The 26516-nt window shown below is 39.1% G+C and carries 24 protein-coding genes and 1 pseudogene; 6 read left to right on the top strand and 19 right to left on the bottom strand.

What is annotated here, in order from left to right:
* Positions 1 to 61: 61 nt before the first annotated feature.
* The 3 genes from sigI to ABE41_RS15770 all read right to left on the bottom strand — a co-directional run bounded on the left by sigI (position 62) and on the right by ABE41_RS15770 (position 2570).
* On the bottom strand, positions 62 to 817 hold the full coding sequence (gene sigI, locus ABE41_RS15760) for an RNA polymerase sigma-I factor (protein WP_066292328.1): 756 nt from the start codon (positions 815 to 817) through the stop codon (positions 62 to 64).
* A gap of 453 nt (positions 818 to 1270) precedes the next feature.
* Positions 1271 to 1612: a thioredoxin family protein gene (locus tag ABE41_RS15765; protein ID WP_083207835.1), complete on the bottom strand. Its 342-nt coding sequence runs from the start codon at positions 1610 to 1612 to the stop codon at positions 1271 to 1273.
* A gap of 610 nt (positions 1613 to 2222) precedes the next feature.
* Complete coding sequence (locus ABE41_RS15770) at positions 2223 to 2570, bottom strand: toprim domain-containing protein (RefSeq protein WP_066292329.1); 348 nt, start codon at positions 2568 to 2570, stop codon at positions 2223 to 2225.
* Between the two features lie 254 nt (positions 2571 to 2824).
* Between ABE41_RS15770 and ABE41_RS15775 the strand changes: the two are divergent.
* Positions 2825 to 3124, top strand: a pseudogene (locus ABE41_RS15775) (KGG domain-containing protein); the annotation flags it as partial.
* A gap of 190 nt (positions 3125 to 3314) precedes the next feature.
* On the opposite strand, the gene ABE41_RS15780 reads toward ABE41_RS15775, so the two are convergent.
* The 13 genes from ABE41_RS15780 to pyrH all read right to left on the bottom strand — a co-directional run bounded on the left by ABE41_RS15780 (position 3315) and on the right by pyrH (position 18275).
* The gene (locus ABE41_RS15780; protein WP_066292337.1) at positions 3315 to 3554 is read right to left on the bottom strand and encodes a YusG family protein; all 240 of its coding nucleotides are present in this window, start codon (positions 3552 to 3554) and stop codon (positions 3315 to 3317) included.
* A 64-nt stretch (positions 3555 to 3618) separates the two neighbouring features.
* Complete coding sequence (gene gcvH, locus ABE41_RS15785; protein ID WP_066292340.1) at positions 3619 to 4005, bottom strand: glycine cleavage system protein GcvH; 387 nt, start codon at positions 4003 to 4005, stop codon at positions 3619 to 3621.
* A 73-nt stretch (positions 4006 to 4078) separates the two neighbouring features.
* Positions 4079 to 4438, bottom strand: a complete 360-nt coding sequence (locus ABE41_RS15790) for an arsenate reductase family protein (RefSeq protein ID WP_066292342.1) — start codon at positions 4436 to 4438, stop codon at positions 4079 to 4081.
* A gap of 683 nt (positions 4439 to 5121) precedes the next feature.
* The gene (locus tag ABE41_RS15795) at positions 5122 to 6906 is read right to left on the bottom strand and encodes an acyl-CoA dehydrogenase family protein (protein ID WP_066292345.1); all 1785 of its coding nucleotides are present in this window, start codon (positions 6904 to 6906) and stop codon (positions 5122 to 5124) included.
* A gap of 18 nt (positions 6907 to 6924) precedes the next feature.
* The gene (locus ABE41_RS15800; RefSeq protein WP_066292348.1) at positions 6925 to 8106 is read right to left on the bottom strand and encodes an acetyl-CoA C-acetyltransferase; all 1182 of its coding nucleotides are present in this window, start codon (positions 8104 to 8106) and stop codon (positions 6925 to 6927) included.
* Between the two features lie 15 nt (positions 8107 to 8121).
* Entirely contained in the window at positions 8122 to 10518 is a 2397-nt protein-coding gene (locus ABE41_RS15805) for a 3-hydroxyacyl-CoA dehydrogenase/enoyl-CoA hydratase family protein (RefSeq protein ID WP_066292353.1), read from the bottom strand.
* Positions 10519 to 10937: 419 nt separating this feature from the next.
* Positions 10938 to 11855 carry a proline dehydrogenase family protein gene (locus ABE41_RS15810; protein WP_066292354.1) on the bottom strand — a complete coding sequence of 306 codons (918 nt, stop codon included), beginning with the start codon at positions 11853 to 11855 and terminating at the stop codon, positions 10938 to 10940.
* A gap of 169 nt (positions 11856 to 12024) precedes the next feature.
* Positions 12025 to 12276 carry a YusU family protein gene (locus tag ABE41_RS15815; protein ID WP_066292355.1) on the bottom strand — a complete coding sequence of 84 codons (252 nt, stop codon included), beginning with the start codon at positions 12274 to 12276 and terminating at the stop codon, positions 12025 to 12027.
* A 21-nt stretch (positions 12277 to 12297) separates the two neighbouring features.
* Positions 12298 to 13383, bottom strand: coding sequence for a copper resistance D family protein (locus ABE41_RS15820; protein WP_066292356.1), 1086 nt, complete (start codon positions 13381 to 13383; stop codon positions 12298 to 12300).
* Positions 13384 to 13528: 145 nt separating this feature from the next.
* Positions 13529 to 14395 carry a hypothetical protein gene (locus tag ABE41_RS15825; RefSeq protein WP_066292362.1) on the bottom strand — a complete coding sequence of 289 codons (867 nt, stop codon included), beginning with the start codon at positions 14393 to 14395 and terminating at the stop codon, positions 13529 to 13531.
* A 430-nt stretch (positions 14396 to 14825) separates the two neighbouring features.
* Complete coding sequence (locus ABE41_RS15830) at positions 14826 to 15914, bottom strand: Ger(x)C family spore germination protein (RefSeq protein WP_066292364.1); 1089 nt, start codon at positions 15912 to 15914, stop codon at positions 14826 to 14828.
* Positions 15911 to 17434, bottom strand: coding sequence for a spore germination protein (locus ABE41_RS15835; protein WP_083207836.1), 1524 nt, complete (start codon positions 17432 to 17434; stop codon positions 15911 to 15913). The genes ABE41_RS15830 and ABE41_RS15835 overlap by 4 nt, the downstream gene beginning before the upstream one ends.
* 106 nt (positions 17435 to 17540) lie before the next feature.
* Positions 17541 to 18275 (bottom strand): UMP kinase, encoded by a 735-nt coding sequence (pyrH, locus tag ABE41_RS15840; protein ID WP_066292365.1) that lies wholly within the window; start codon positions 18273 to 18275, stop codon positions 17541 to 17543.
* Between the two features lie 328 nt (positions 18276 to 18603).
* On the opposite strand from pyrH, the gene ABE41_RS15845 reads away from it, so the two are divergent.
* Entirely contained in the window at positions 18604 to 19173 is a 570-nt protein-coding gene (locus ABE41_RS15845) for a hypothetical protein (protein ID WP_066292366.1), read from the top strand.
* A gap of 158 nt (positions 19174 to 19331) precedes the next feature.
* Positions 19332 to 19997 (top strand): DUF2642 domain-containing protein, encoded by a 666-nt coding sequence (locus ABE41_RS15850; RefSeq protein WP_066292369.1) that lies wholly within the window; start codon positions 19332 to 19334, stop codon positions 19995 to 19997.
* 101 nt (positions 19998 to 20098) lie between these two features.
* On the opposite strand, the gene ABE41_RS15855 is transcribed toward ABE41_RS15850, so the two are convergent.
* Together ABE41_RS15855 and ABE41_RS15860 are read right to left on the bottom strand one after the other, a co-directional pair.
* The gene (locus tag ABE41_RS15855) at positions 20099 to 20827 is read right to left on the bottom strand and encodes a ZIP family metal transporter (protein WP_066292374.1); all 729 of its coding nucleotides are present in this window, start codon (positions 20825 to 20827) and stop codon (positions 20099 to 20101) included.
* Between the two features lie 112 nt (positions 20828 to 20939).
* The gene (locus tag ABE41_RS15860) at positions 20940 to 22688 is read right to left on the bottom strand and encodes a mechanosensitive ion channel (protein ID WP_083207837.1); all 1749 of its coding nucleotides are present in this window, start codon (positions 22686 to 22688) and stop codon (positions 20940 to 20942) included.
* A 329-nt stretch (positions 22689 to 23017) separates the two neighbouring features.
* Between ABE41_RS15860 and ABE41_RS15865 the strand changes: the two genes are divergently transcribed.
* From ABE41_RS15865 to ABE41_RS15875, 3 genes are read left to right on the top strand one after another with little or no spacing between them, the layout of a single operon-like run.
* Positions 23018 to 24043 (top strand): ABC transporter ATP-binding protein, encoded by a 1026-nt coding sequence (locus tag ABE41_RS15865; RefSeq protein WP_066292376.1) that lies wholly within the window; start codon positions 23018 to 23020, stop codon positions 24041 to 24043.
* Positions 24027 to 24815 carry an ABC transporter permease gene (locus ABE41_RS15870; protein WP_066292380.1) on the top strand — a complete coding sequence of 263 codons (789 nt, stop codon included), beginning with the start codon at positions 24027 to 24029 and terminating at the stop codon, positions 24813 to 24815. The genes ABE41_RS15865 and ABE41_RS15870 overlap by 17 nt, the downstream gene beginning before the upstream one ends.
* Positions 24816 to 24827: 12 nt before the next feature.
* On the top strand, positions 24828 to 25619 hold the full coding sequence (locus ABE41_RS15875) for an ABC transporter permease (RefSeq protein ID WP_066292382.1): 792 nt from the start codon (positions 24828 to 24830) through the stop codon (positions 25617 to 25619).
* A gap of 282 nt (positions 25620 to 25901) precedes the next feature.
* Here ABE41_RS15875 and ABE41_RS15880 read toward each other — a convergent pair whose 3' ends face one another.
* Entirely contained in the window at positions 25902 to 26492 is a 591-nt protein-coding gene (locus ABE41_RS15880; RefSeq protein ID WP_437435454.1) for a superoxide dismutase family protein, read from the bottom strand.
* Positions 26493 to 26516 lie beyond the last annotated feature (24 nt).

Raw genomic sequence — 26516 nt, forward strand, 5'->3', positions numbered from 1 at the left:
AGTAGTAATTACAGGCAAGAGGAAGTAATCCCCCTTACCATGCAATCATATATACCTCACCTTAAGGCTGAATGTATGATTTCAGCGCTTGGAAATCGCCTAAATATATTAATGATACCGCTATTATATACTTTCGATTTCTCTCTATGGTTTTACGACTACAGGATACCATATTTAATAAATCTTTTATCGGCAATTGCTTTTTTTCCTTTAAAAATGCGGCAAGTTCTTCATTTTCTGCTAAAAGGCGAGCAATTTCTTTGGCATTTTCACGTGCATCAACGTGTTTTGGACAATGTTTGCTTAAAACTTTAAAGTTTAGTCCGAATGTTTTTAAAAGCTTTTGATACTCTTCTATTTCATAAACACGGTTTTCTACTTGAATCTGATCTTCAAAATGATCCATAGCTGCCTTTTGTTCAGCATAGCTTTCTTCTAAACGGCCTTCTTCATCTTCTTCATCCGGCTGGAGAAAAATCAATCTGTTTTGACGAACTTCTTTACGGATATAGTCAATGACACGGCGTCTGATTACCATATCTGCAAAGGATAAAAAGCGGCTGCCTTGTCCTTCTTGATATTGATCTATCGCTTCATTAAAGGCAAAAAGACCTACACTAAACTCATCCATTGTTCGATCTATATATTGACTGCACACTTTTGATGTAACTTTTTTAATGAATGGTTGGTAATCACCAATTAGTTCATTTCTTAATTTTTCATCGTTTCTTTCCTGGATCGTTAATACTTTATCTTCTATGCTTGTCATTTTGTTCTTTGCTATAGGAAATACTGCATTTAAATTTAAAGATGTCATGATTATCAATCACCCCTGCTAAAAAAATTACTTGTTTTATTCGATCTTCGTTTGTTTTTGTTTTCATAAAATCATTCTTATTTACCACTAATCGTTCGGGAGCAAACATGTAACAAGCTCTCCTATTCATTTATACCACGACTTTTGACATTTGTAGGATACAGTTCTATAACAATATTACAGCCCTCGTAACAATTGTGACTTTCTTGTTAAAAAACTGAATAGACGAAAATAACTGATAATTAACTCTCTAACTGAGAAACCCCTTATTCCGACAAGGTCTGACTAATTTTTGCATTTAAAAAAACACACTATCTAATGTTACAGATAAGTGTGCAGAAGACATTAATTTACCATATTTTTCTTAAGGAAAAACCCCCTAAAAAATCATTTTTCAAAAGAATTAGGAGGACTTTAATGAAATATGGGGCTTTTCCCACATTTTATTACAAATTATTTTTCCTTATTTAAGAAATCTATCATCGTTTGATAAATATTTCCTGCCGATTGAAGGGCATAGATCTTTTTCACTGCCATCCCTCTCGATAGCACCATTAGACAAGGGACACTCGTAATTCCATATTGATCTGCAAGTTCGGGCATCTCATTAATATTGCATACTCCAGTCTGCATATTGTTTCCTCTTTGAGCTCGAACTGTTTCTATTGCTACTTCCATCATTTTTTTTCCCATCTTACATGTACCACATAATGGTGTTTCCAAGTAGAGAAAGAAAGGCTTATGTATGGATTGTTCGATAACATGTTCCCAATTCGTTCTTGTGATTTCTTTCATATATTACTCCGTTATTTATCTGAAGGCAGATTAAGCAGCCTGTCATATTCATCAGAAGGCTGTTTTTTCCATCAGTTATTTATGATTTTTATTTTGATCTCTTGTATAAGAATATCACGAATTATTATATGATGGTTAACTGCTTTATTTTTATTGTCTTTTTCAAGAATGATTTCACCTTTTTAGCATCGCTGATCCAGTAAATAGAGGCTGTTTTCCAAAAGATTGTTGTTTCCTCGTCATTCAGTGAATCCTCTACATTGACAAGTTGATAGGAGTGTAAGATGCGAGACTCCTGCGGGAGTAACGGGACAGGTGAGACACAGCAGGTGCAAAACGACAAGGTAGCTCACCGCACGCCCCGCGGAAAGCGAGTATCTGAAACGGAAATCAACCTCTTTCAAGAGTAACAATGATTGCGAAAACAGCCTAAATAAACAAGAAAACCTCTTTTCCCTTCATCAGAAAGCACCGATGAAACGCAGGGGAAAAAGAGGATTTCTTACGACCCATTGAAACAAGCCTCCCATTCTTCTCATTTATCCAAATTTCTTTTTGGGAGCAGTTAACATGCAAAGGTATATTTAATTCATGTGAAGCTACCATTATTTCATCCTAAACAGTTTTTATGAATATTAAAGTGAGCACCTACTAATACTTTTGCCAAGTACATAAGAGGTGTCGTCGCAACTTCTCTGTACATCTTATTAATATATAAATGCTCTGCATTCGGGAGCTCCCGCTGAAGCTGTTTTCGTAGCTTATGACCTGCTTCATCAGCATCCACAAGGATATAAACATCTCTATCTTCGATTGCTAATGCAAGCTCTTCTAATTTATCCAAACCTAATGTGCCATTCGTACAAATAATTTCAACCGGTTCATTTAAGATTGCGGAAAGCTTTTCTTTATCGGATTTCCCTTCGACAATGATTACTTTATTCATGCTTCCATTCATTACTCATCTCTCCTATACATTGAAGAACTATTAAATGAATGCATCGCTTAAATATATATATTTGCTTTATATTATTAAAATCCTGCAAGAGATGTTCTTTATTACTATTCCCCTTTTTACTATATTACTACCCCAAATTTAAAGCAGTAAGCTAATCGGCCTAATTGCCTTCAATCGCGTTTTAATCTCTTCAATAAAGGTTATTCAAGGAATACATCCAGAAATTTAATACGTTCAAAAGGAGGAGATTACCAATGGCTTTGACTGAAAAAATGACGAGGGAAGAAGCAGGGCGACTTGGAGGAAAAAAGACTTCGAAATCTCATGGCAAGGAATTTTTCCAGCAGATCGGAAAAAAAGGGGGAACAACTACTGCGGAATCTCACCAAGCAACCTTTTACCAGGAGATCGGCAGAAAAGGCGGGAAATCAACGTCCCTTTCACATAACAAAGATTTTTATCAAAAAATCGGCCAAAAAGGCGGACAAGCCACCTCAAAAACCCATGACAAGAGCTTTTATCAAAACATCGGTGCTAAAGGCGGAAGTGTAAGCCGGTAAATGTCTACTAATGATATGAATATGTGGGCTTTTTGAATTAATTTGAAAATTGGTAATGATAATTTGACGACTTTCTTTAATAATTTGACGAATTATCCAATTAATTTCACCTAATGGCTAACTAATTTCACCAATCCATTTTCTATAAAAAAGAGGATGATTATCATATCATCCTCTTCGTCTGCTAGCACCAGCCTTTATCGCACTCGTCTACATATTTTGTTGGGTTAGGTATTTCAGCTGGTTTTTCACGTTTATAGATTTTGTCTGCATCGAATTCAAAACCCTCAGCCATTTCATACATATTCCCTTGATTCGTAAATCGAATCTGGCCGATCTCATCTTGGTCAAGGTACAGCGACATGGAGCCGCCTTTCATTTTGCCAAATACTCTTGAAGTCACATCTCGTCTATCTTCGTTCATAAAAAAATCCCTCCAAAAAAGAAATGAGCAATACGCCTATTCTTTCCTGAAGAGATTCTTTTCATTAATCTTCTTTAATTAATTCCTCATATTGTTCAGCTGTCATTAATTTTTCAAGCTCAGAGGAATCTGAAAGTTCTACTACTACCATCCATGCTTTCTCATATGGAGATTCGTTAACTAGTTCTGGGCTGTCATCAAGGTCTGTGTTTACTTCTACAACTTTTCCAGATACAGGAGCGTAAAGCTCAGAAACTGTTTTTACAGATTCTACACTGCCGAAAGGCTCGTCCGCTGTAAGCTCATCTCCAACTTCAGGAAGCTCAACAAACACGATATCTCCAAGCTCGTCTTGTGCAAATGCCGTAATACCGATACGAACTTTATTGCCGTCTTCTGTTTTAGTCCACTCGTGTTCTTCTGAATAGCGTAACTCTTTTGGAAATTCCATGTGTAATCCCTCCAGCTTTTCTTTGTTTTTATAGTAACTACAATAAATTTTTTTATCATAGTCAGCAACAATTTTACTTTTTCCAAGTGTTTTCGTACTGATCTTCTTTAAAGCCCACTGTTACGCTTTGCCCGTCTGTTGCGATTGGCCTTTTGATCAGCATGCCATCAGATGCTAATAGTTCAAGAAGTTCATCATCTGAAGCCGTTTTCATTTTCTCTTTCATACCTAATTCACGATACTTCATGCCGCTTGTATTAAAGAATTTTTTAATCTCCAACCCGCTCTTTTGAACTAAATCTATAAGTTCTTCCTTTGAAGGTGGGTTGTCCACGATATGTACAGGCTGAAAGGCTACTTCATTTTCTTTAAGCCATTTTTTTGCTTTTTGGCATGTTGAGCATTTTGGATATTCGTATACTGTCAGTAGCATTATATCACCCCTTTTCATAGTACCACAAACTAGTGTCACCAATAAAACAAGAAATTTTACACTTTTTAAATTGCTCTTTTTTTATAGTTAGCTGTTATTCGATCGTTTTTGTGCCATTGACAAAAACGTGCAATCAACCGTAACGGCTTTGCAGCAAACGTTAATTTTGTAAGCCTTTCAGAATGGAGCTGGAGGGCTTTTTTTGGTTGTTCTATAATGTCGGCGAGGGTATAAGAAGGGGGCAGAATTTGTCGAGGATTGTAGACTCGTGGATAAACAGGTGAAACTTTTCGATTGAGGGATAAAACTCGTGGATAAACTGGCCAGATTTCTGGATTGATGCCGCTTTTTTCTGGAATCGAACTCTCGGACAAATCTGAATACCCCGTTAGGTATCGTATTAAAACAGTTTCGGCACCCGAAACTGCACCTGTTTTGAACGTTTTACGATCGGTTCAACCTGACTTACTTAGATTTTTGTAGAATCACCTCATTTTCACCCTGAAAATTGAATATTCCTTTTAAAAATGGATGGGGGTGGAAAACTACGTCTAGAAGCAGCGTGCCAACCATCTGGGGATCCTTCTCGCAAGGCATGCGAGGTATTAACAAAATAAAAAAAGGCCCTCCTGCAAAGCAAGAGGGCAAAGTTTTTTTTGAAGGTTGGCGTAAATAAAATTTAATTAAACAACGTAGCGTTCTTCTTCAAGAAGCAATACAGCGATTTCCCGCTTCTTCTTGATAACATTCACAGGCGTATGGCGTGTCAGCTTCTTTAATGCAGAAAGCATCATGCGCAGCATATCCCCTTCTTCAACAGCAATAATGGATTCCTTCGCATGTGCTTCAATGCGGTTGAATGCTTCCTGGCAATACACTTCTGTGTATAGAAGCTTTTGTTTTGCCTTTTCTGCTCCAGACTTATTGATGGCTTTTTCCGTACGTAAAAGTACAGATTCCATGCTGTAGATCTCGCTGATAATATCAGCAAGATTAGCTAATACCTCTTGCTCTTGTTCAAGCTTTGGACCGAATTTTTGAACAGCAAGGCCAGCAGTCATCAAGAAAATTTTCTTAGCCATAGAAACTAAGTACTTTTCTTGATCCAGCGGTTCAGTACCGACTTCTACAGGCATAAGCATCATCAGTTCTTGCTGAAGAGCTGTTGCTTTTTGGATCAATGGCAGTTCATTTTTCATCGCTTTTTTAACGAGTGTCCCCGGAACAAGCAAGCGGTTGATCTCGTTCGTTCCTTCAAAAATACGGTTAATACGTGAATCACGATATGCTCCCTCGATCTCGTATTCTGACATGAAGCCGTATCCGCCATGGATTTGAACGCCTTCATCTACTACATAATCAAGTGTTTCAGAAGCAAATACTTTGTTTAAAGAACATTCAATCGCATATTCTGCAATCGCTTTTGCAAGCTCACGTCCGTCTTTTTGCTTTTCATCTGAAAGTGCGCCTAACCGGTTTTCGAACAGCCCTACTGTTCTGTAAACAGAGCTTTCAGATGCGAATGTCGAAATTGCCATGTTCGCAAGCTTTTCTTGAATCAAGCTGAAAGAACTGATTTTGCGTTTGAACTGCTGGCGTTCGTTTGCATATTTTACAGAAACCTCAAATGCTCGTTTCGCAGCTCCCACACATCCCAAAGCTAGCTTGTATCGGCCGATATTCAGAATGTTAAATGCGATCAAGTGCCCTTTGCCAGCTTCCCATAACAGATTTTCCTTTGGTACAGCTACATCTTCCAAAATCAATGTACGTGTAGATGAACTCTTGATACCCATCTTCTTTTCTTCCGGTCCAGTAGAGACACCTTGTAACCCTCTTTCAACGATAAAAGCTGAGAATTTTTCGCCGTCGATTTTTGCATATACAACGAAAACATCAGCAAATGCAGAGTTCGTAATCCACTGCTTTTCACCATTTAAAATATAATGAGTACCTTCAGCATTAAGCTTCGCTGTTGTTCTCGCCCCAAGTGCATCTGATCCTGAACCCGGCTCTGTTAAGGCGTAAGCTGCAATTTTTTCACCAGTTGCTAACTCTGGCAGATACTTTTTCTTCTGTTCTTCGTTTCCAAAAAGAACAATTGGAAGAGAGCCGATACCTACATGAGCTCCATAGCTGATTGAAAAACCGCGTCCGCGCGCAAATTTTTCAGTGATCAACGATGACGAAATCTTATCTAGACCAAGTCCGCCATATTCTTCTGGAACATCTGCGCCTAAAAGACCAAGCTCACCTGCTTTTGTAAGCAATTTGCGTGATACCTCAAAGTCATGGTCTTCCATCTTTTCAAGGTGCGGCACCACTTCTTTTGCTACAAAATCTTCAGTAGTCTTTGCGATCATTAAATGTTCTTCTGAAAAATCTTCCGGTGTGTAAATATCTGCTGCAGCGAGGTCTTCGATTAAAAAACTTCCGCCGATGATCTCTTTTTCCACTGTGTTTGACATAATTATTCTCCTCCTTTTTTATCCAACAAGTTCAAATACGCCTGCTGCACCCATTCCGCCGCCGATACACATTGTCACAATACCGAACTGCTCGTTTCGTCGCTTCATTTCGTGAAGCAATGTAAGCGTAAGTTTCGTTCCGGAGCATCCAAGCGGATGTCCAAGTGCAATGGCCCCGCCATTCACGTTTACTTTGCTTTCATCGAGGTTCAGTTCACGGATAACCTGAACTGCCTGCGAGGCGAAAGCCTCATTCAATTCAAATAATCCGATATCTGAAAGCTCCAGACCTGCCATTTTCAATGCTTTTGGAATAGCAGCAACAGGGCCGACTCCCATAATATCCGGCGCCACTCCTGCCACCGCAAAGGAACGGAATTTCAACAGAGGTGTTAATCCTTCGGCGATCGCTTTTTCTCTGTTCATTACTAACACAGAGGCTGCTCCGTCACTTGTCTGCGAAGAGTTTCCTGCTGTTACAGAACCTGTCGGAGTAAATGCCGGGCGCAGTTTGCCTAACACTTCTAAAGAAGTATCTGGACGAACACCCTCGTCGACAGAAACCGCGATTTCTTTTTCAACAAGCTTTGATTGCTCATCCAGCCAGCGCTTCATAACGGAAACCGGAACGATCTCATCATTAAACTTTCCTTCTTTAATAGCCGCTGCAGCTTTTTGGTGGCTTCTTACTGCAAATTCATCCTGATCCTGACGCGAAACGCCGAATCTTCTAGCCACTTCTTCAGCCGTGTGCCCCATTCCCATATAATATTGAGGAACCGTTTCTACCAAATAAGGATTTGGTTTTACGACGTGCCCCACAACGGGTACAAGACTCATAGATTCTGCTCCGCCTGCAATGATAGCGTCAGCAGCGCCAAGCATAATCTTTTCTGCACCATAAGCAATACTTTGCAGACCCGAAGAACAGAACCGGTTGATCGTAATAGCCGGTACCGTTTCAGGCAGACCAGCACGGGCTCCAATCAAACGAGCCATGTTCATTCCTTGTTCTGCTTCAGGAACAGCACATCCAATGATCAGATCATCGATCGGACCATCGTAATTTCCAGCACGCTGTAGTGTTTCTTTAATCGTTACTGCCGCTAATTCATCCGGTCTCATATGTGCAAAAGATCCTTTTTTTGCTTTCCCGACAGCTGTACGAGCACCTGCAACTATGACTGCATCTTTTAACATTCGTTTCTTCCCCCCTTAGTTTCTTAGCGGCTTGCCTTTTACAAGCATATGCTGCATTCTTGCCTGGCTCTTTGGTTCTCCTGCAAGGCTTAAAAATGCTTCTCTTTCAAGATCAAGTAAATATTGTTCATCCACATATGTTCCTTCAGGCACTCTTCCTCCTGCTAAAACAAATGCTAGTTTCTTAGCAATTTTTAAATCATGTTCAGAAATGTATTGGCTGAAATGCATCGTTTGTGCACCGAGTGCGAGCGTTGCATATCCAGCTTCCCCAACCACTGGTATCTTCTTTTTAACAGGCGCAGTGTAACCAAGGTCTGAAAGTGCAAGGACCTGACTTTTCGCATCATGTAAAATATGATCGCCATTTACTGAGATGTTGTCTTCGTTTCGTAAGAATCCTAGTTTTCTAGCTTCTTGTGCTGATGTTGAAACTTTCGCCATGGCGATCGTTTCAAATGCCTGATTCGCCACCTTTTGCAGATCGCCTTTCGCACCTTCCGGAAGCTGTTCTAATAGGCGGATATAGAGCTCTTTGTTTCCGCCTCCCCCAGGAATGAGTCCTACTCCAGTTTCTACGAGACCCATGTAAGTTTCAGATGACATCTGCAATCTTGCAGCCGGCAATGATACTTCAACTCCGCCGCCTAGTGTCATTCCGAAGTTTGCAGCTACAACAGGCTTTGAACTGTATCTCACTCTTGCCATCGCTTGCTGGAACTGACGGACCATCATATCGAGTTCAAAAAAGTTTTCATCTTGTGCTTCCATTAAAATGAGCATGAGATTTGCTCCAACACAGAAGTTCTTACCTTGGTTTCCGATGACAAGCCCTTTGTAGTTTTTCTCTACTTCGTCGATCGCCTGATGAAGCATCATAATGATCTCAGGTCCGATCGCATTATTCGGTGACGTAAATTCAAGGCCCGCTACATCATCACCTAAATCGATCAAGGTAGCTCCGCCATTTTTCGTGATCACATTGCCTTTTTCTTTAAGACGGCTTAAGTGAACCACTTTCTTATTTTCTTCTACAGGCAAATAGGTTCCATTGTGGTAGTACGACACTTCACCTTCAGCTTTTGAGTAGAATGATGTCTTCTCTGATTGAAGCAATTCTTCCACCCATTGTGGAATCGTCTCTCCTTCAGCCTTCATTCTTTCTACCGACTCTGGCAGACCGATTGCATCCCAAATCTCAAAAGGTCCGTGTTCCCAGCCAAATCCCCACCTCATCGCCTGGTCGATCGCTACAAGATCGTCCGCAATTTCATAGCATTTCTCTGCCGAATACAAAAGAACGGGTTTAATGATGTCCCATAGGAGCTTGCCTGCACGATCTTCACTATATAAAAGCGCTTTCACTTTCTGGTTTGTTGTTTTCATTTGTTTAGCAGCTTCAAGTGTTGCTGTTTTCATCTTTGAACGCGGCTTGTATTCGAGTGTTTTAGGGTCAAGCTCTAAAATTTCGCTGCCTGTTTTGCTTCTTTGCTTTAAATAGAAGCCCTGGCCATTTTTGCTTCCTGTCCACCCTTTATCAACCATTTCATTTAGAAAATCAGGAATTTCAAAAACTTCTTTTTCTTTCCCGTCTACTTGTTCGTACACGTTTCGAGCTACATGAAGGAATGTATCAAGACCAACGACATCCAGCGTTCTGAACGTTGCTGATTTTGGACGGCCGATAAGAGGTCCAGTTACAGAATCCACTTCACCGACAGTATAGCCTTGTTTCATCATTTCCTGCATCGTTACCATAAGTCCATATGTGCCAATGCGGTTCGCGATAAAGTTCGGTGTATCTTTTGCTTCAACTACACCTTTTCCGAGAACGTTCTCACCAAAATTTCTGATGAACTGTACGATTTCAGGTTTCGTATCTTCAGTAGGAATGATCTCCAAAAGTTTCAAGTATCTTGGAGGATTAAAAAAGTGAGTTCCTAAAAAGTGAGATTTAAAATCTTCGGATCGGCCTTCAGCCATCGCACGAATGGATATACCAGACGTATTAGAAGTTACAATGCTTCCGGGCTTGCGGTATTGATCAACCTTTTCAAAAAGCTTTTGCTTAACATCGAGACGTTCTACGACAACCTCAATGATCCAGTCTACTTCTTTCAGCTTCTCTAGATCGTCCGTTAAGTTTCCAATTGTAATTAAATCAAGGTTTTCTTTCACCGCCAGCGGGGCTGGTTTTTGTTTAAGTAATTTTCGTGTTGCTGTTAAGGTAAATTTGTTACGGAATGCCGGGTGATCTTCTGTGATCCCCTTTGTTTTTTCTTCTTCACTTAAAGAAGGCGGGACAATATCCAATAACAAGGTTGGGATTCCGACGTTCGCTAGATGAGCAGCAATGCCCGATCCCATTACACCAGACCCTAGTACGGCGGCTTTTCGGATTTGACGAGACAAAATAGACTTCCCCCTTTATTGAATGAATGCTCATTCATTTTTTATCCATAAAAAAATTAATTAGCCTATACTCAATATAAAATATATTCAGAATTTTAGCAATAGTTCAGAACTATTTCTTTAAAATTGTTTCTAAAGGATTGTTGCTTTTGGCTTTTGCGATTTTCATCATTTGCAAGTTGATTGGAGCGCAAGGTGCGAGACTCCTACGGGACGAGCGGTCAGGTGGAGACTCCTAATGGCGCAAAGCGGCAGGAGGCTCACCGCACGCCCCGTGGAAAGCGAGCAGCCTGGAGCGGAAATCAACTACTTTCAATGGCAATAATGTATGATAAAACAGCTTTTAATAAAAAAAGAACTCCCATGTAGAGAGTTCTTTTGCAGTCTATTGTTATTTTTGCTTAAAGTAATATACTAAATTACTTTCCGAATACACCTTTTAGTACAAACATAACGTTTGCTGGTCTTTCAGCAAGTCTTCTCATGAAGTAGCCATACCAGTCGTTTCCGTATGGTACGTAAATACGCATCTTGTACCCTTCTTGCATCAGCTGATCCTGGCGTTCTACACGAATGCCATAAAGCATCTGGAATTCGAATTGGTCGTAAGGAATGTTGTGCTTATCAACAAGTTCCTTTGTATATTGAATGATCTCATCATCATGAGTTGCGATTGCAGTATAATTGCCGTTTAACAGGTGTGTTTCAATCAATTTTTTAAAATTGTTATCCACGTCACTTTTTTCAGGATAAGCCACTTTAGGAGATTCTTTATAGGCACCTTTAACAAGACGCAAGTTAGGCTGATATTCATTAAGATTCTGTACATCTTCTAATGAACGGTACAGATATGCCTGAATTACAGTCGAGATATTATCATATTCTTTTTTCAGCTGTTTAAAGATCTGTAATGTTTTTTCACAGCGGGAATAATCTTCCATATCAATCGTGATAAAGACATTATGTTTTACAGCTGCATCCATGATTTTTTTCATGTTGCTGAGAACCAGTTCATCGCTGATGTCTAATCCCATCGAAGTCATCTTTAATGAAAGCTGTGAATCAAGCTTTTCTTTTGCAATCGCTTTGATCGCTTGAATACAGTGTTCTGTCATCTCAGCTGCTTCACGTTCGCTGTCTACAAATTCACCTAAATGATCGATCGTAACAGGCATACCTTTTTCATTTAGTTTTTTAATTGCTGAAATCGAGCTTTCAAGTGTTGCTCCTGCTACAAAACGCGCTGCACCAAAACGCAAACCATACTTTTTAGCCAAGCTCGTCATAGATTTGTTTTTAGCTAAAAATAAGAAAAAATTACGCATTGCTTGTTCCAATCTAATTGCCCCCTATTACACTTTCTTATATATTAAATTTGGTTAATTTCTTATTCGATGTAACCGCTTTAAATATATCATTCTTTTTGCAAAGTTTGTCGATTTTGCAAAATTTAAATTTTTTAAATGGGCAAAAGAAAAAACAGCCTAAATGGCTGCTGCTTTTCTCTTAATTATGATTTGTTCTACGATGCTCTTCGTTTAATTTCTTTATTTCGCTGATCAGGTCCTTCATCGCTTCCTTTGCATCAGGATAACTCTCGTTCCAGTGCTTGGCTAGCGGCGGCATACTTTTAGCAATACTAGAATACAAAACATATGCTTTTACCATTTCAACATGCTCAGGTTCTGTTTTGCCGATCAAGAGTTCAGTATATTTTTCAATCAGCCCGTCAAGCTGAGATTGCAATTTTTTATCCAAGACTAACTCCTCACTTTCTCTTTATAGGAATAGTGATGACATCACTGCTAAATAGAGTGAACATGCAGCTAAAATAGAACCGCCGAACACTGGCAGGAATTCTATTTTTCTCTTAATTCCAATGAAAACTCCTGTTAAAAGAATCATACAAGCAAACAGCCAGCCAAGGCTCATCAGCGATATTTCAATTCTCAACATTGGATTGTCCCCGGGATTCAATCCTGTTATGAAGGAGAATAATGGCGAAGGCTTCTCCATTTTCAGTGTTTCCGCTATATCATGCGGAGGAGTCTGCTGGCTCATCACAGCTGTTGCTGCAAATACAAAGAACAACAGGATTCCTTCAGCTCTGATCCATTTCTTTAAGGACAAAGAGCTGTCCCCATCTTTGAGCTTCTTTTTTAACCACACACCATTAATAAGACTATAAAAGATAACAACAAAAAGCAAAATATGCTTTATCAATAACGCTTGTCCATAATTCAGTAAATATCCGTTTACATATTCAGGTACGATGTATGACATCAGCCATATTCCAGCCCCGATTACGATGAAAAGACAAACAAGCGCGAAAGGTGTAAACCATTTATAAAAAGATAACCCTGGTATCTTATCTTTGCTAAAAAAACCAACTGCAAGAAGGGTACCTGACCATGCAGTAACGGCTAAGAAATGAAGAGAATGCGCAAAAATACCTAATGAATTTAAACTGGCTGCATGGCTGGCATAACCGATGGATAGTGCCATCCCTGTTAACAACACTAAAGAAAGCCCTGCAAAGAACCGCTCTTCACCTACGTCGTTAAACATGACCATAAAAAATAATAACACCGATATGCCGGTTAAAAACAGCCAGCCTTTTCCTATTTCAAAACTGAAAACGATATTTTGAAATGTAAGCCAATACCCGATACCCTCTCCTAAATGAAGAGTAAGCCTCATCAGTTCTCCGATGCCGAAAACAGGTACTAAGGCAATAAGGAAAAGCAGCCATCGTTTCTGTATATGAACTTCAGGTCTTTTTGTTTTAGGAACAGAATAAAGGATACATGTACCGATGAGAATGGAAAAACATAAATACAGCATTGCCTTAGCAACAATAAACATACTAATAAACTCCTTCACAACAAGTCTATATCTATTGTAGCAGGGATTGGAAGAAGACGAAAAAATAAGATTGACAATATGACGAATTCCAATAAAAAAGCTGATTCACCCAGCTTTAACAGCTTTTTTGTGAATCAGCTTTTATTTATCTATTTCCTCTTTGAACGACTTTCGATAGAAATTTTACACCGTCTTCATAACTAAACTTCTTTGCAGCACGTCTAAATTCTTTTAAGCCTTTGCGTGTTACATTAAAGTATGGATCGATCAATCCCTCTTCCTTCAGATGGTTAGCCGTTTCTAACGTAATCGAATGCTGTATCTCTCTCATCTTATGGTTGAACTGTTCTAGACTTGCATTCAAAACAAATTCTTTTCCTAAAAGCTGCACTACATCTTTAGCGGTAGCCGTTTGAACAGTATGTTCATCCTGATTATCTTCCAGGTGCTGTTCGTCCTCTTCGTATTCTTCTTCAATCATTTCTTCCGGTTCAAGCAACGAAGTAATACGTACGACCTCTTGTTTTGCCAGCATGATTTCTTTTTCTTTCTGTAAGAGATAATCAATATAATCTCGCTTATCATCTTCATGAAGATCTTCATCGATTAATCTGTTTGTGATTTCTTTTTGAACTTGTTTCATTCGTTTAACTTGTTCTTCTAAAGTTAATAATTGGCGTTCCATTTCTTCTCTGTCTGATTCATTTAGTGTAACTTCTGGTTCGATCATCTCTTCCGCTTCTTCTGTCACATTCTGTTTATTTTTTTTAGTAACAGGAAGTAAAAATTTTCCGGCTGCTGAAAAAGCCTGGAGCGCTTCATTTATTTTTACATAAAACATACTGCAGATCCCGATTGCAAAAATGGCTAGAATAAACGCCAGCATATCGGAAAAATGAAACGTAAATTTAGTTACAGCAATTTTAAACATTAAGACCATTGAAAAAAGACTGATTAAAATAATTTTAAACCAATGATTGCGAAGTTTAATTTTCTCATCTGTTGTTCTCAAAGTAATTGCCCCCTTTAAACTCGCTACTCTATAGCTCTATATAGGAATAACTTTATAACTATTCGTAAGAGATCTGTTTTTTTGTCCGCGTTTTTAAAAAAGACTGTTTTCTTATACTTTGATGCTTTTGAAAGAGGTTAATTTCCACTTCAAGACTCGCTTTCCGCAGGGTGTGCGTTGAGCCTGATCGAAGATATTAAAGATATGGAGTCATAGAAGCGTATTGCTCCTGCGTCTACAAGATAATTCTATCGAAGAGGACTTCCTCGTCGCATGCCTTACGAGAAGGTTACTCAGGTGGTTGGCACGCACCTTGCACTCAATCAACTTGTCAATGAAGAGAATGAAAAATGAACCAAAAGCAACAATCTATAAGAAAGCATCAAAAAATGAAAAACAGCAGACACAAACAGCTGCTGTCCAAATTCCATTATTCAATTACTCCCGATTCAACGATTTCAATTTCTGTTGATACGGTTATCTTCATATCAGGGTACTGTTTCTGAAATCTTTTAAAATCCCAATTCTTTTCCCGACGTCTTACCTGGTCCCCCAATCCTAGCGGGTCAACATTTAACATCTGAAACTTAGTGATTATTCTTTTGGCATCTTTATTAATTTGTTTTTTAAATGTCTTTTCAATAAGTTCGATATTCGGCTTTTCTTCTAAGTTTAACCAAGGGGGATATTCATGGATCTCACCTAAAATTTTCACCTTAATATCGAATTCAGGAACACCATTTACTTTTCTTACCTTATAAGATGTAGTTCCTTTTATATTGCGAATAACTGCATGCCCCTCTTGTTTTCCTTTTTTCAGTTCAACTTCATAGTGCCCAGTCTTTGATCCATCGACCATCACTTTAAATACAAAAGATTCAATGTGGTTAATTTTTCCTGCGTATTTATCATCCTTAAAAAGGGCGATTCCCTCAAGCTGCATTGCCTTTTTTTCTGTTCTAACGATAGGCAAAAACGGATCTATTCCTTCTCCGTAATAACTGTATAAAAAAACATGCAAATTTGTTTTCGGGAGATTTTCACTCTCAATATTTTGTTCGATCAAATTCATAAGATAAATGGAAGGAAGAGGTGCAGCCGTATATTTTGTTGTTAATAATTCGTTTGTACTGTTATCTACAACTGATAAATATAAACGATTACCTACGTTTGGGTCACGGTATAGTGAGTTAACGATGTCTAATATTCCTTTTTTTGCAAATTTTTTGTTAAAGAGCACGATTCTTAATTGTCCTGTAGACAGAGTTTTGGGTGATTTTGTGTTTAGCTTTGAACGAATAAAACGGCTAGTATGTGATACTGCTGAAAGTGATTCAACTCGAACCGTGCCATCAGGATCAAAGATAGGATAGGTTATCGTTCCCTTAATATTATGATTAGGAAGCTCATCAAAACCAACAGCATGAATGAGCTGTACTTCATCAATGATTTGTTTTGGTACACATCCGATTAATAAGGAAAGAATAGAAACTATGAAAATGCTCTTTATTTTCATCATTCATCGATGTCCTTCTTTTTTCTCATTTCTTTTATCTTGTTTTTAGACGGAAGCTGAGTGCCTAAGCTAATTGGCCTTTTTAACATCCTATTGTAAGGCAGCCTGATCACTGTGTCTGTCATGTCTAAAAGACGCGGAGGATAGAGCGGTGCCATATATGGTCTTCCGAGTGACTCCAGTCTTAACAGGTGAACCAGGATAAAACTCATCGCAAGAACGATACCAACCCCGCCCCAGATGGCTGCAAGAAAGATAAACGGGAAACGCAATATACGGATTGTGTTGGCCATCTTATAGATCGGTGTAGTAAATGAAGCAAGAGCTGATAACGATACAACGATTAGTAAGATGTTACTTGTCAATCCAGCCTCAACCGATGCCTGTCCGATAACAATACCTCCAACAATACCCAGTGTCTGGCCAACCTTAGTCGGCAAACGTGCTCCCGCTTCCCGCAGCAACTCAATGGTTAACTCGAGAAACAATACTTCTAATATGGGAGGAAACGGAATATTAACACGTGATGAAATTAAAGGAGCAAGCAGATCTTTAGGAATCATCTGATAATGGAACGTTAACACAGCTACGTAAATAGGCGTCGCGAAGGTAGAAAAAATAACAGAAATAAATCGGATGAACCGGAAGAGTGAACCAAGCACCCACGATAAATAATAATCTTCAGGTGATACAAAATACTCTGAAATTCCTGTCGGTCCAAGCAATGCTTGAGGTGAGCCTTCTGAAAGTATAGCTACCTGTCCATAATTCAGCATAGAAATAACCCGGTCAGGACGTTCTGTTGTAACGAGTTGTGGAAATACTGATTTTGAGTTATCGGAGATCATTTGTTCCAAATACGAACTGTCTGGAATCACTTCAGACTCAATATCTTTTATTCTTTGAATAACAGTATTAATATTTTCTTTTTCTGCTATTCCTTCTAAATAAGCAATTATTACACGGGTTTTTGAAAACTTGCCTATTATTATTTCTTTAAAGCGAAGCTCGGGTACCGGCAGTCTTCTTCTAATTAAATATAGGTTGCTGTCCAGATTTTCTATAAAGGCTTCTTTTGGTCCGATAACGGAAAATTCAATTTCAGAAACTGACACTGGACGGTTAGTAGAAAAATTCTCAGCTCGGATAACAGCACATTCTTCATCATATTCACCGAACTGTACGACAATAAATCCACGCAGGAGCTTATTTTGAATTTCTTTTATATCATTTGTGATTGTTACACTTTCAATCGGCAAAATATCTTTTAAGTCTTTGAGGTCTTTAAAATCCTTGCTGTGAATAAGGTAAGGGAGAAAATCACGATGCAGCAATTCACCGTCAATCATAGCTTTATAATAAGAGATGTACACATTGTGATGAACCGTTTTTTGAGGATAATGGATAAAATCTGCCGAGTCTTTCGCATTATCAATCAATTCTGTGATATTTGCATATGTATTATTAGATAAATCAATCGTATGACTCTGCTCTTTCGGCTTCTTTTTCAGCCATTTCATCATGATGTACACCACCTCTTTTCTCTTTCTTAATATGAGAAAAGGTTAGAGTAAATATACAAAAAGGCATTCCAGCAGCTAGCTTTGGAATGCCTTTTTAAACACTTGTTTAAACAAGTGCTGTTTCTATATTATTGCTAATAAACGTCCCAATATCTTCACCGCTGCATATTTTCAAGAACGAGCCCTCTTGATTAAAATCGAAAAGGTGGATCGGCAAACCGTAGTCTCTTGCCAAAATAAGTGCGGATTGATCCATAACTTTTAAATTATTTTTTATCGCTTCATCATAATGAAGCGTAGCGTATTTCCTTGCTTCTTTAAATCGATTTGGGTCGCTGTCATACACCCCGTCAACACCTTGTTTTGCACAAAGAATGGCATCGCAATTCATTTCTAGAGCCCTTTGTACAGCAGGATAATCGGTTGTGACGTATGGCTGGCCATTACCGCCTGCAAAAATGAGGACATATCCTTTATCTAAATGATGAACAGCTCTCAGCCTAATATAAGGTTCCGCAACTGCACTTATTGGAACAGAACTCATCACTCTTACTTCCCGGTCCATCTTGCTCTTCAAGACCCCTCTTAACATTAAACTGTTTATAACTGTTCCTAATGTCCCGATCTGATCTGCTTCTACCCTTTCAATTCCCCAATATTCGGCTAAGTTTCCTCTGAATATGTTGCCTCCTCCAACGACTATTGCCACTTCAATCCCTTTTTCAATGACGGATAAAACTTCTTTTGCAATGTGATTTAAAGAAAGATGATCAAACCCTGTTCCTTGATTTCCAGCAAGGGCTCCGCCGCTTAGTTTAATTAAAACCCGTCTATAACGCATCTTCTTCTCCTCCTCTATATAAAAAAAGAACAAATGACAATGAATATGTCATCTGTTCTCCCTGGATAAAAGACGGCGGAATTTCAAGTTTTGCTGCACTATTTTTTGTACATTAACCATCAATTCCGCCTCCTCTTCTTATTCTTCTTCCATTATATACTTACCAGCTTGTGTAAGTGAAATGTAATTATCCTAACCATCATTCATTTTATATTAAACGTTTGACCATTTTTTTGAAATATAGACACGTTACCTATGCCCTTTTAGTAACAAGATACATATAATGCATGGACAAGAGTAGTCAAAATCATTATCAGGAGGAAATATTTTGAAAAACAATAACTGTCCAACAATGCTATCTTCAAGAGAGTTATGCAAATTATTGGGCCAAACAATCCGGGTTAATACTGGCGGCCCAGAATCAAGAGTAGGGAGATTAGTTTGTGTAGGCAAAGACTTCCTTGCCATTGAATCGTCCGACAAAGACGGTAAAGGTAAAGGTAAAGGAGGCGACGGCAAAGGCAAAGACGGTAAAGGAAGACATAGAGATAAAAATTTAATCTTTTATCAGCTTCGCCATGTAAAAGCCATTGTCCTTGAAGCAGACGAAATTTGCTGCTGGAACAATTCTAAGAAATGCACAAATGATACATTCTGCGATGTATTGAATCATTTCTTCAACCACAAAGTAAAAGTTAATCGTGGAGGACCAGAAACCGTAGAAGGTGTACTTGTAGGAGTAAACAACAGTACGATTAAAGTAATCCGAGGCGACGAAGTTATCTTTATCACAATTGAGCACATCAAGAGTTTCAGCCAAGTTGGCGGATGCCATGATGAAAGCAGCAGCCACAAGAAAGAGTCTTCTAGCAAGAAAGAATCTTCATCTAAAAAGTAAAGATCTGCTGTGGTGAAACGCCATGAAATTTAGCTGAGCTTTATTAACAAGGCTGTTACAGACTTTTATTTTTAAAGCCATGTCCTGTTTTATTATTAAAACAGGACTTTTTTAAAGATGAGAGATTTATACAAAACTTCCATTAAAGGAGGATTATTTTGAGCATTTTCAATAATTTTGTTGAAGAGACAGTGGACCTCTTCATAAGTGGTAACAAAATCATCACGGGAATGATGATTGATATCGGATCAGATGTAATCGTTATTTTTGACGGGGAAGATTTCGTCTATATACCTAAACTGCATATCCATCGAATTAATACCAACACAGAATACGAAACTGAAATTAAAAAACCTGAGTATTCCCCAATTGATTTAGTGGATGAAACGTATTCACTCAGGAAAGTTTTAACGAATGCAAAAGGTTTATTTTCAGAGGTGTTTATCACGAGCAATCAATCGATCCACGGATACATCACAAACATCATGAATGATTATTTCATCTTTTACTCTCCGGTATATAAAATGATGCTGATTCCAATGAACCATCTAAAATGGCTTATTCCCTATAAAGAAAGTGAACGGCCATATACCCTTTCAAATGAAGAACTGCCTTTAGTTCCCCTAAACACGGCTTTAGCCCGAACGTATACTGAGCAGTTAAAAAAATATGAAGGAAAACTGGTTATTTTCGACCTAGGGAAAGATCCGAACAAGATCGGCAAGTTAGTCAGAGTAGACCAAAATCAGCTTCAACTGACAACCGGAAGAAATAAATCTGTGTATCTTAATATTCAGCATATTAAAACCTTGCACCTTCCGTAAAAAAACAAAAAAACTTCGCAATGAAGTTTTTTTCATTCCATATCAGTAATACATATTTTTATGTGCAGCTACAGAAGGGCTTGATGTAAGCCAAGTGTTCCTTATGAAAAATGAGTTAACACTAACGAACTAAGAAGACCGATCGATGTTATTAAACCAACAGCTGCGCCTGCATCTTCGTGTGCTTCAGGAAGCATTGTAGAAGCTACCATCGCCATAATCGCTCCTCCTGCAAATGCACCAATTAATGAAAGAGATGCTACAGATGCTCCTTCTAATAATACGAAACCCAGTAGAGCGGCAATAGCAGATATAACGAATACCGATATCCACATACCTATTATTTTCTTTTTGGAAAAACCTTCTTTTAACAATCCAATCGAGCTGGACAAGCCTTCAGGAAAATTACTTAAAAAAATGGCTATCACGAGCAGCCAGCTTACTTTGCTTTGTTCAATCAAACTAGCACCGATCAAAACAGATTCCGGTATAGCATCTAATAGAGTTCCAAAGAAAATGGCCATGCCAACACCTTTAGCCTTTTTGACACCTGACTTTTTTCTTTCGTGGCCACCCTTTTTTGAAAGAATGCTATTTATAATCGTAAATATGGCAGAGCCAGAAATAAATCCAATGGCTGTAATCATTAAGTTGCTTTGTTCAACAGCTTCAATCAACAATTCAAATGAAACAGCTCCGATTAAAATACCCGTTCCAAAAGCCATTATCCAGGCTGTCCATTTTTTAGGAATATGAAGGGCAAGTCCTGTAAAGCATCCCAGCAATACAGCAGAACCTGCTACTCCTCCCCAAAAGGCGGCTTGCAGCATGCTTCATCCCCTCTCTTTTTTTATCACCTTTTCCTTAAAGCATTTTTTCTATACACAATAAAAAAGAATAGTGGATGCACAAAGGGCTCATCCACTATTCTCAGTTATTTCTTTAAAAGTCGTTGCGTTTAGGATCGTTGTTTTTATTAATGCCAAATTCATCACTTGGCGTATTTAAATGGTTAAATTGACGATCACGTGCAATCGTATGAGGTTTTTCTAAATCAACGTTCCCAGACTCTTTTTCAGTTTTAGAGCTGTCCGTACGGAAATCCTTTAAGCTTGTTTTGTCTTTCCACTCGGCCGGGTCTGGACTTTGAATCGTAGTCTGCTCCATTCTTCTGCTTAATTTATTCAGCGTGCGTCCTGCTGCTTCACGTCCGCCTAATCCGAAAGCAAGTCCAAACGCAATGGTGAATCCGCCTAAGATCAGGATGAACGCAGCGTTTACGATTGTCTTCGCAACACCAAGCTGGTCAAGAGCCATGAAGAACGCAAGCGTAATGATTGTATATTTCGCAATGTTGCCAAGCAGCTTGCCCTCTGTTTGTTGTTTTACCATGCTCATCACAACACGTTTCACAAGGTCACCTGCATAGAATCCGATACCAAGGACCAGTACTGCAGTTAACACCATTGGGATATAAGCAAGAACAACAGATAGGATACTTACTAAGCTTTCAAGGTTAACAAGCTGAAGTGCTTCAATTGTAAATAACAATACAACAAGAATCTGTGCAGCGTAACCAATAATTTGTGAAATGGTAAGCGTTTGATCGCTCTTATGAAGAGAGCCAAGACCCATCTTATGGAAGATGCCGTTAAAACCAACGCGTTCCAATAATGAAGTTACAGCATTCTTCACCCATTTACCAATCCATAGCCCTGCTGCGACAAGAATAATCGCTACGATGATATTTGGAATCATATCCATGATCTGGCCAAGCATTCCGATAGCAGGTCCGGAAATTCCGTTAATATCAAGCGTCTCAAGCGCTGAGATCACGACTGGAATCAAAATAAATACATAAACGATCGTACCAATGATTTGTGATAATGATGTTTTATCTAAAGCACGTTCAGCACCTAATTTTGATGCTAAGCGATCTGTACCGATGCTTTGTAAAAAGTTTACTAGGATCTCTTTTACAACCTTAGCTACAATCCAGCCGACAAACAGGATAATAGCTGCTCCTAAAAGTTTAGGTAAGAATGCAAAGAATCCGGAGAGCATTCCTTCTAGAGGTTCAGAAATGGCATCAATGCCTAGTGCAGCTAATACTGCAGGAAGGAATAGCAGAAGCGTCAGATAAAATACGGCTTTTGATGCAGAAAGTACGGCTTTGTTAGACTGCCCTGGTTCACGCGTCAGTTTCCAGCGATTAAGAAGTCTTTCAAATGCTGTATTCTGGCCTAGTTTTCTTACTAAGATGGATAATCCAGAAGCAATTAACCAAGCAACCGCTGCAATTAACGCTGCTTTTAATAGATTTGGAATAGCAGCTGCGATAACGCCCAGTGCATTTGAAATTGGCTCAGCTACATATGGAAGGCTAAGCATGTTCAAGAACATAACAATAGCGACAGCCATAAGAATCCAAAATACCACTTTGCTTATGATTTCTTCTGAGGAATATTTACTGGACCTCGTTTTCTCAACATGGTCACCCTCTGTATCAGGTTTCATCCATCTTGCTACTTTATTATCAAAATCTGTTTTATGAAGTGCTTTCTTCACTGCTTTTGAAACTAATGAGGCGATCAGCCAGCCAATTAATAAGACAAGAATAGCTAGAAGCAAATCTGGCAATCTACCTAAATAGGCCATCCAAGAATCAGTTACTCCGTTGTAATCGTACATTTTATTCCTCCTTTTATGCTTGATATAAATATCTCTTCATAAGCTGTACTTTCCCAATGAGATTGTCAGTTAAACTACATACATAAAAAAACGGTAGGAGGATATATTTTACAATTTTCAAAGAATCCTATATAATAGGGTTATTGCCGTCTAGTGCAAACGCTTTCAAAAGGAGAGGGATTAAATGTGGACTTTATACATAGACTCTAAGTAATTTTATATCCCTTTATGACCTGACGCCTCATAGTGAGCAAATAATTTTATATGCACACATGCCCGCAGGAATTTGTCTGTGGTTTTTTTGTGCCCATTTTTAAGGAGTGACACATATGATCGAAGTTAAAGATCTTGCCAAACATTATAAAATTGCAAAGCGTGACCCCGGACTTCGCGGGGCTGTTAAATCATTGTTTTATAGAAAATATGAAACGAAAGAAGCGGTTAAAGGAATCAGCCTAACTATTAATGCAGGTGAAATGGTTGGTTACATCGGTGCAAACGGAGCTGGTAAATCGACCACGATTAAAATGCTGACCGGTATCCTTACCCCTACCTCAGGTGAAGTAAAAGTAAACGGTATCGTTCCTTATGAAAATCGTAAACAAAATGCTTCGCACATCGGTGCTGTATTTGGCCAGCGCACTCAATTGTTCTGGGATATTCCTGTTAGAGAAAGCTATGAGCTGTTAAAGCATATTTACGAGATTCCTCAAAAACAATATGAAGAAACACTGGCTGAATTTGTTGATGTGCTCCATCTTGAACCATTGCTTGGTATCCCCGTCAGGCAGCTCTCTTTAGGACAAAAGATGAGATGTGAGCTTGCAGCGGCCTTTTTGCACCGTCCAAAAGTGGTCTATCTCGATGAGCCGACAATCGGACTGGATGTTGCAGTTAAAGTGAGGATCCGCAGCTTTATTAAGCAGATGAACGCCAGGTATGGGACGACTGTACTTCTAACGACTCATGACATGCAGGACATTGAAGAGATCTGTCAGCGAATCATTATCATTGATGATGGAAGAGTTATTTATGACGGGTCTATCCAAAATATTAAATCGCAATTTGGCGACAAGCGCGTTATTCATTTTGAATTAGAAAACTCGGATGATTTTGCTTTGCCTCAAGAACTTGCACATGTTGCACAGTTGATGCCTCGTGAAGAAGAGGAGCTGCACAAAATTTCGATCACTTTTAGCAGCAGGGACATATCCGGAGCAGAATTGATCAGTATCATAATGAATCACTATACCGTTGCCGACCTTACGATTGCTGATCCAAAAATCGAAACTATCGTTGAAGAAATATACGGCAAAGGGATGAAAAAGGAGGTGCATCATGAGGAAGTACATTGAGTTTGCCCGTGTACAGATGCAAGTTCATGCGGCCTATTCTGCATGGTTTTGGGCAAATACGTTTTCAGTTCTGTTGAGAATGTTTGTTATCTATTTCTTCTGGCGGGCGGTATACAGCAATCGTTCAGAAATTGAAAGTTTGTCTTTTGATGGAATGATTACCTATATCATTATCGCGATGTTTCTGCAAATGTTCGTTTCTGGTGTTGGCCGGGAACTTGCTCATACAATCAAGGATGGTAATGTTGCCATTGAACTTATGCGCCCTTATCACTTGATCACTCGCCTTATTGCTATGGATATAGGCGATAAAGTAATCTACTTTATCCGTGGTGCGCTGCCTTTAGGAATACTTGCATTTGTTTTTATGGATGTAACTTTGCCTGCAACCTGGCAATCTGGAATCTTATTTCTCCTTAGTGCACTAATGGGAATATGGATTGGAACATTCTTTGATTTATTAATCGCCATCCTTGCCTTTTGGACTATTAATCTATGGGGACTGGAAGTAATGAAAGAAGCGGTTGTTTCTTTTTTCTCTGGTGCACTCGTTCCGCTTATTTTGTTTCCAGAATGGTTTCAGACTGTAAGCCTCTTCTTGCCGTTTCAGGCCATGGTGTATGTGCCCGTAGCGATCTACACGGGAATTTTGACTGGAACAGAAGCTTGGCTTGCAGTGGGTTCCCAGATTATATGGGCTGTTTTACTGTTTGGATTACTTAGAGTTTTATGGTCGGTGGCGATGAAGAAAGTAACGATTTTCGGAGGATAGGAGGGGACATTCTTGATACGGTACATGAAATTATATTACTTGTTTTGTAAACAGAATCTGAAAGTTATGATGGAATATCGAATGGATTTTCTGCTCGGCGTATTGTCTGTTATGCTTCAGCAATTTGCCGGTATATTCTTTGTGAAAATCGTTTTTGACCACATTCATGAACTGAACGGCTGGACGTTTTATGAAATTTTATTCATTTACGGTATTGCAGCTACCGGCAGATCGATTCACCATATTTTCTTTGATAACCTATGGACACTTGGCTGGCAATACATTCGCCCAGGAAAGTTTGACCGCCTTCTGATCCGGCCGATCAATCCGCTGTTTCATTTTATCGCAGACCGCCTTCAGCAAGACGGGTTTGGCCAGCTGTTTATTGGAATTATTGTACTCGGAACGGCGATGCCGCACTTAGATATTTCATGGGGTTTCATGGAATATTTCATTCTTGTCATTATGATTATTGCATCTGGTTTTATTTTCGTAGCGGTGAATCTCTTTTTTGCGACACTGTCTTTTTGGATGGTTGATAGCCTTCCAATCGTTTGGACGATCTTTAATTTAAGCGATTTTGCACGATATCCGCTGACGATCTATCATAAAGGAATCCAACACTTATTAACTTGGATCATTCCTTATGGATTTACAGCTTTTTATCCTGCCGCATACTTTATAAAAGGTTCAGGATTTGAAAACCTCGCATTGCTCACACCTGTTATTGCAATCGTATCGTGCGCTTTAGCATACTGGTTTTGGAATCGAGGGCTTAAAGCCTTTACGAGTACAGGAAGTTAAGAAAAAAGCCGGCTTCTATCCGTCTCTTTAAGCGGATAATGAAGTCAGCTTCTTTTTTCGGCCTCTTTTCTAAAAGATTGTTGCTTCCGATTCTTTTTTGAAAACACTTCATTGGCAAGTTGATTGAAGCGGAAGGTGCGAGACTCCTATGGGACGAGCGGTCAGGTGGAGACTCCTAATGGCGCAAAGCGGCAGGAGGCTCACCGCACGCCCCATGGAAAGCGAGCGCCTGGAGCGGAAATCAACCACTTTCAACAGCAACAAAATTTACGAAAACAGCCTTTATTTTTTAATTACTCCGCACAAAACGCGGTCCCCCGAATTTCCAGCAGGATCTGTTTTGTAATCATCTGCGTCTGCGTGGATGACGAGCGCCGTCCCGCCGTTAGAAAACAGCGAATTTGATTTTCCTTCAGCAAGTGAAACCATTGTTGAAAGAACTTCCTCGTGGACGACACCGCTTTCGTCAGCTGTAATATTATGAATATCTCCAACATGTGGTCCTTTTGGATTTAAAAATCCATGCTTTTTATCTGTCGGGTTAAAATGGGCTCCTGCTGACTTGAAATCTGGCGGTGTGCATATTGCTTTTTCATGAAAGTGAATCCCATGTTCACCTGGTTTTAAACCAGTGGCATTTACTTCTACATTGACCCCTTCCGCTGTCTGGGTCAGCGTTGCTTCTCCCGCTTTTTTCCCTTTTGTGTCTACTAGATTCACAATGTACGATCCGCCTTTTACTTTACTGGATGCTGCTTGTGATTCTTCCATCTCATGATCTTTATGCTCGTCTTCTTTTTTGTTTCCGCATGATGCTAGTATGGCTACTAGTACCATTAGTAACATGATTTTTAGTATTTTTTTCAAAAGCATTTCCCTCCTGATGATTAGCGATAT

The sequence above is a fragment of the Fictibacillus arsenicus genome, from assembly GCF_001642935.1.
In the GTDB taxonomy this organism is placed as follows: domain Bacteria; phylum Bacillota; class Bacilli; order Bacillales; family Fictibacillaceae; genus Fictibacillus; species Fictibacillus arsenicus_B.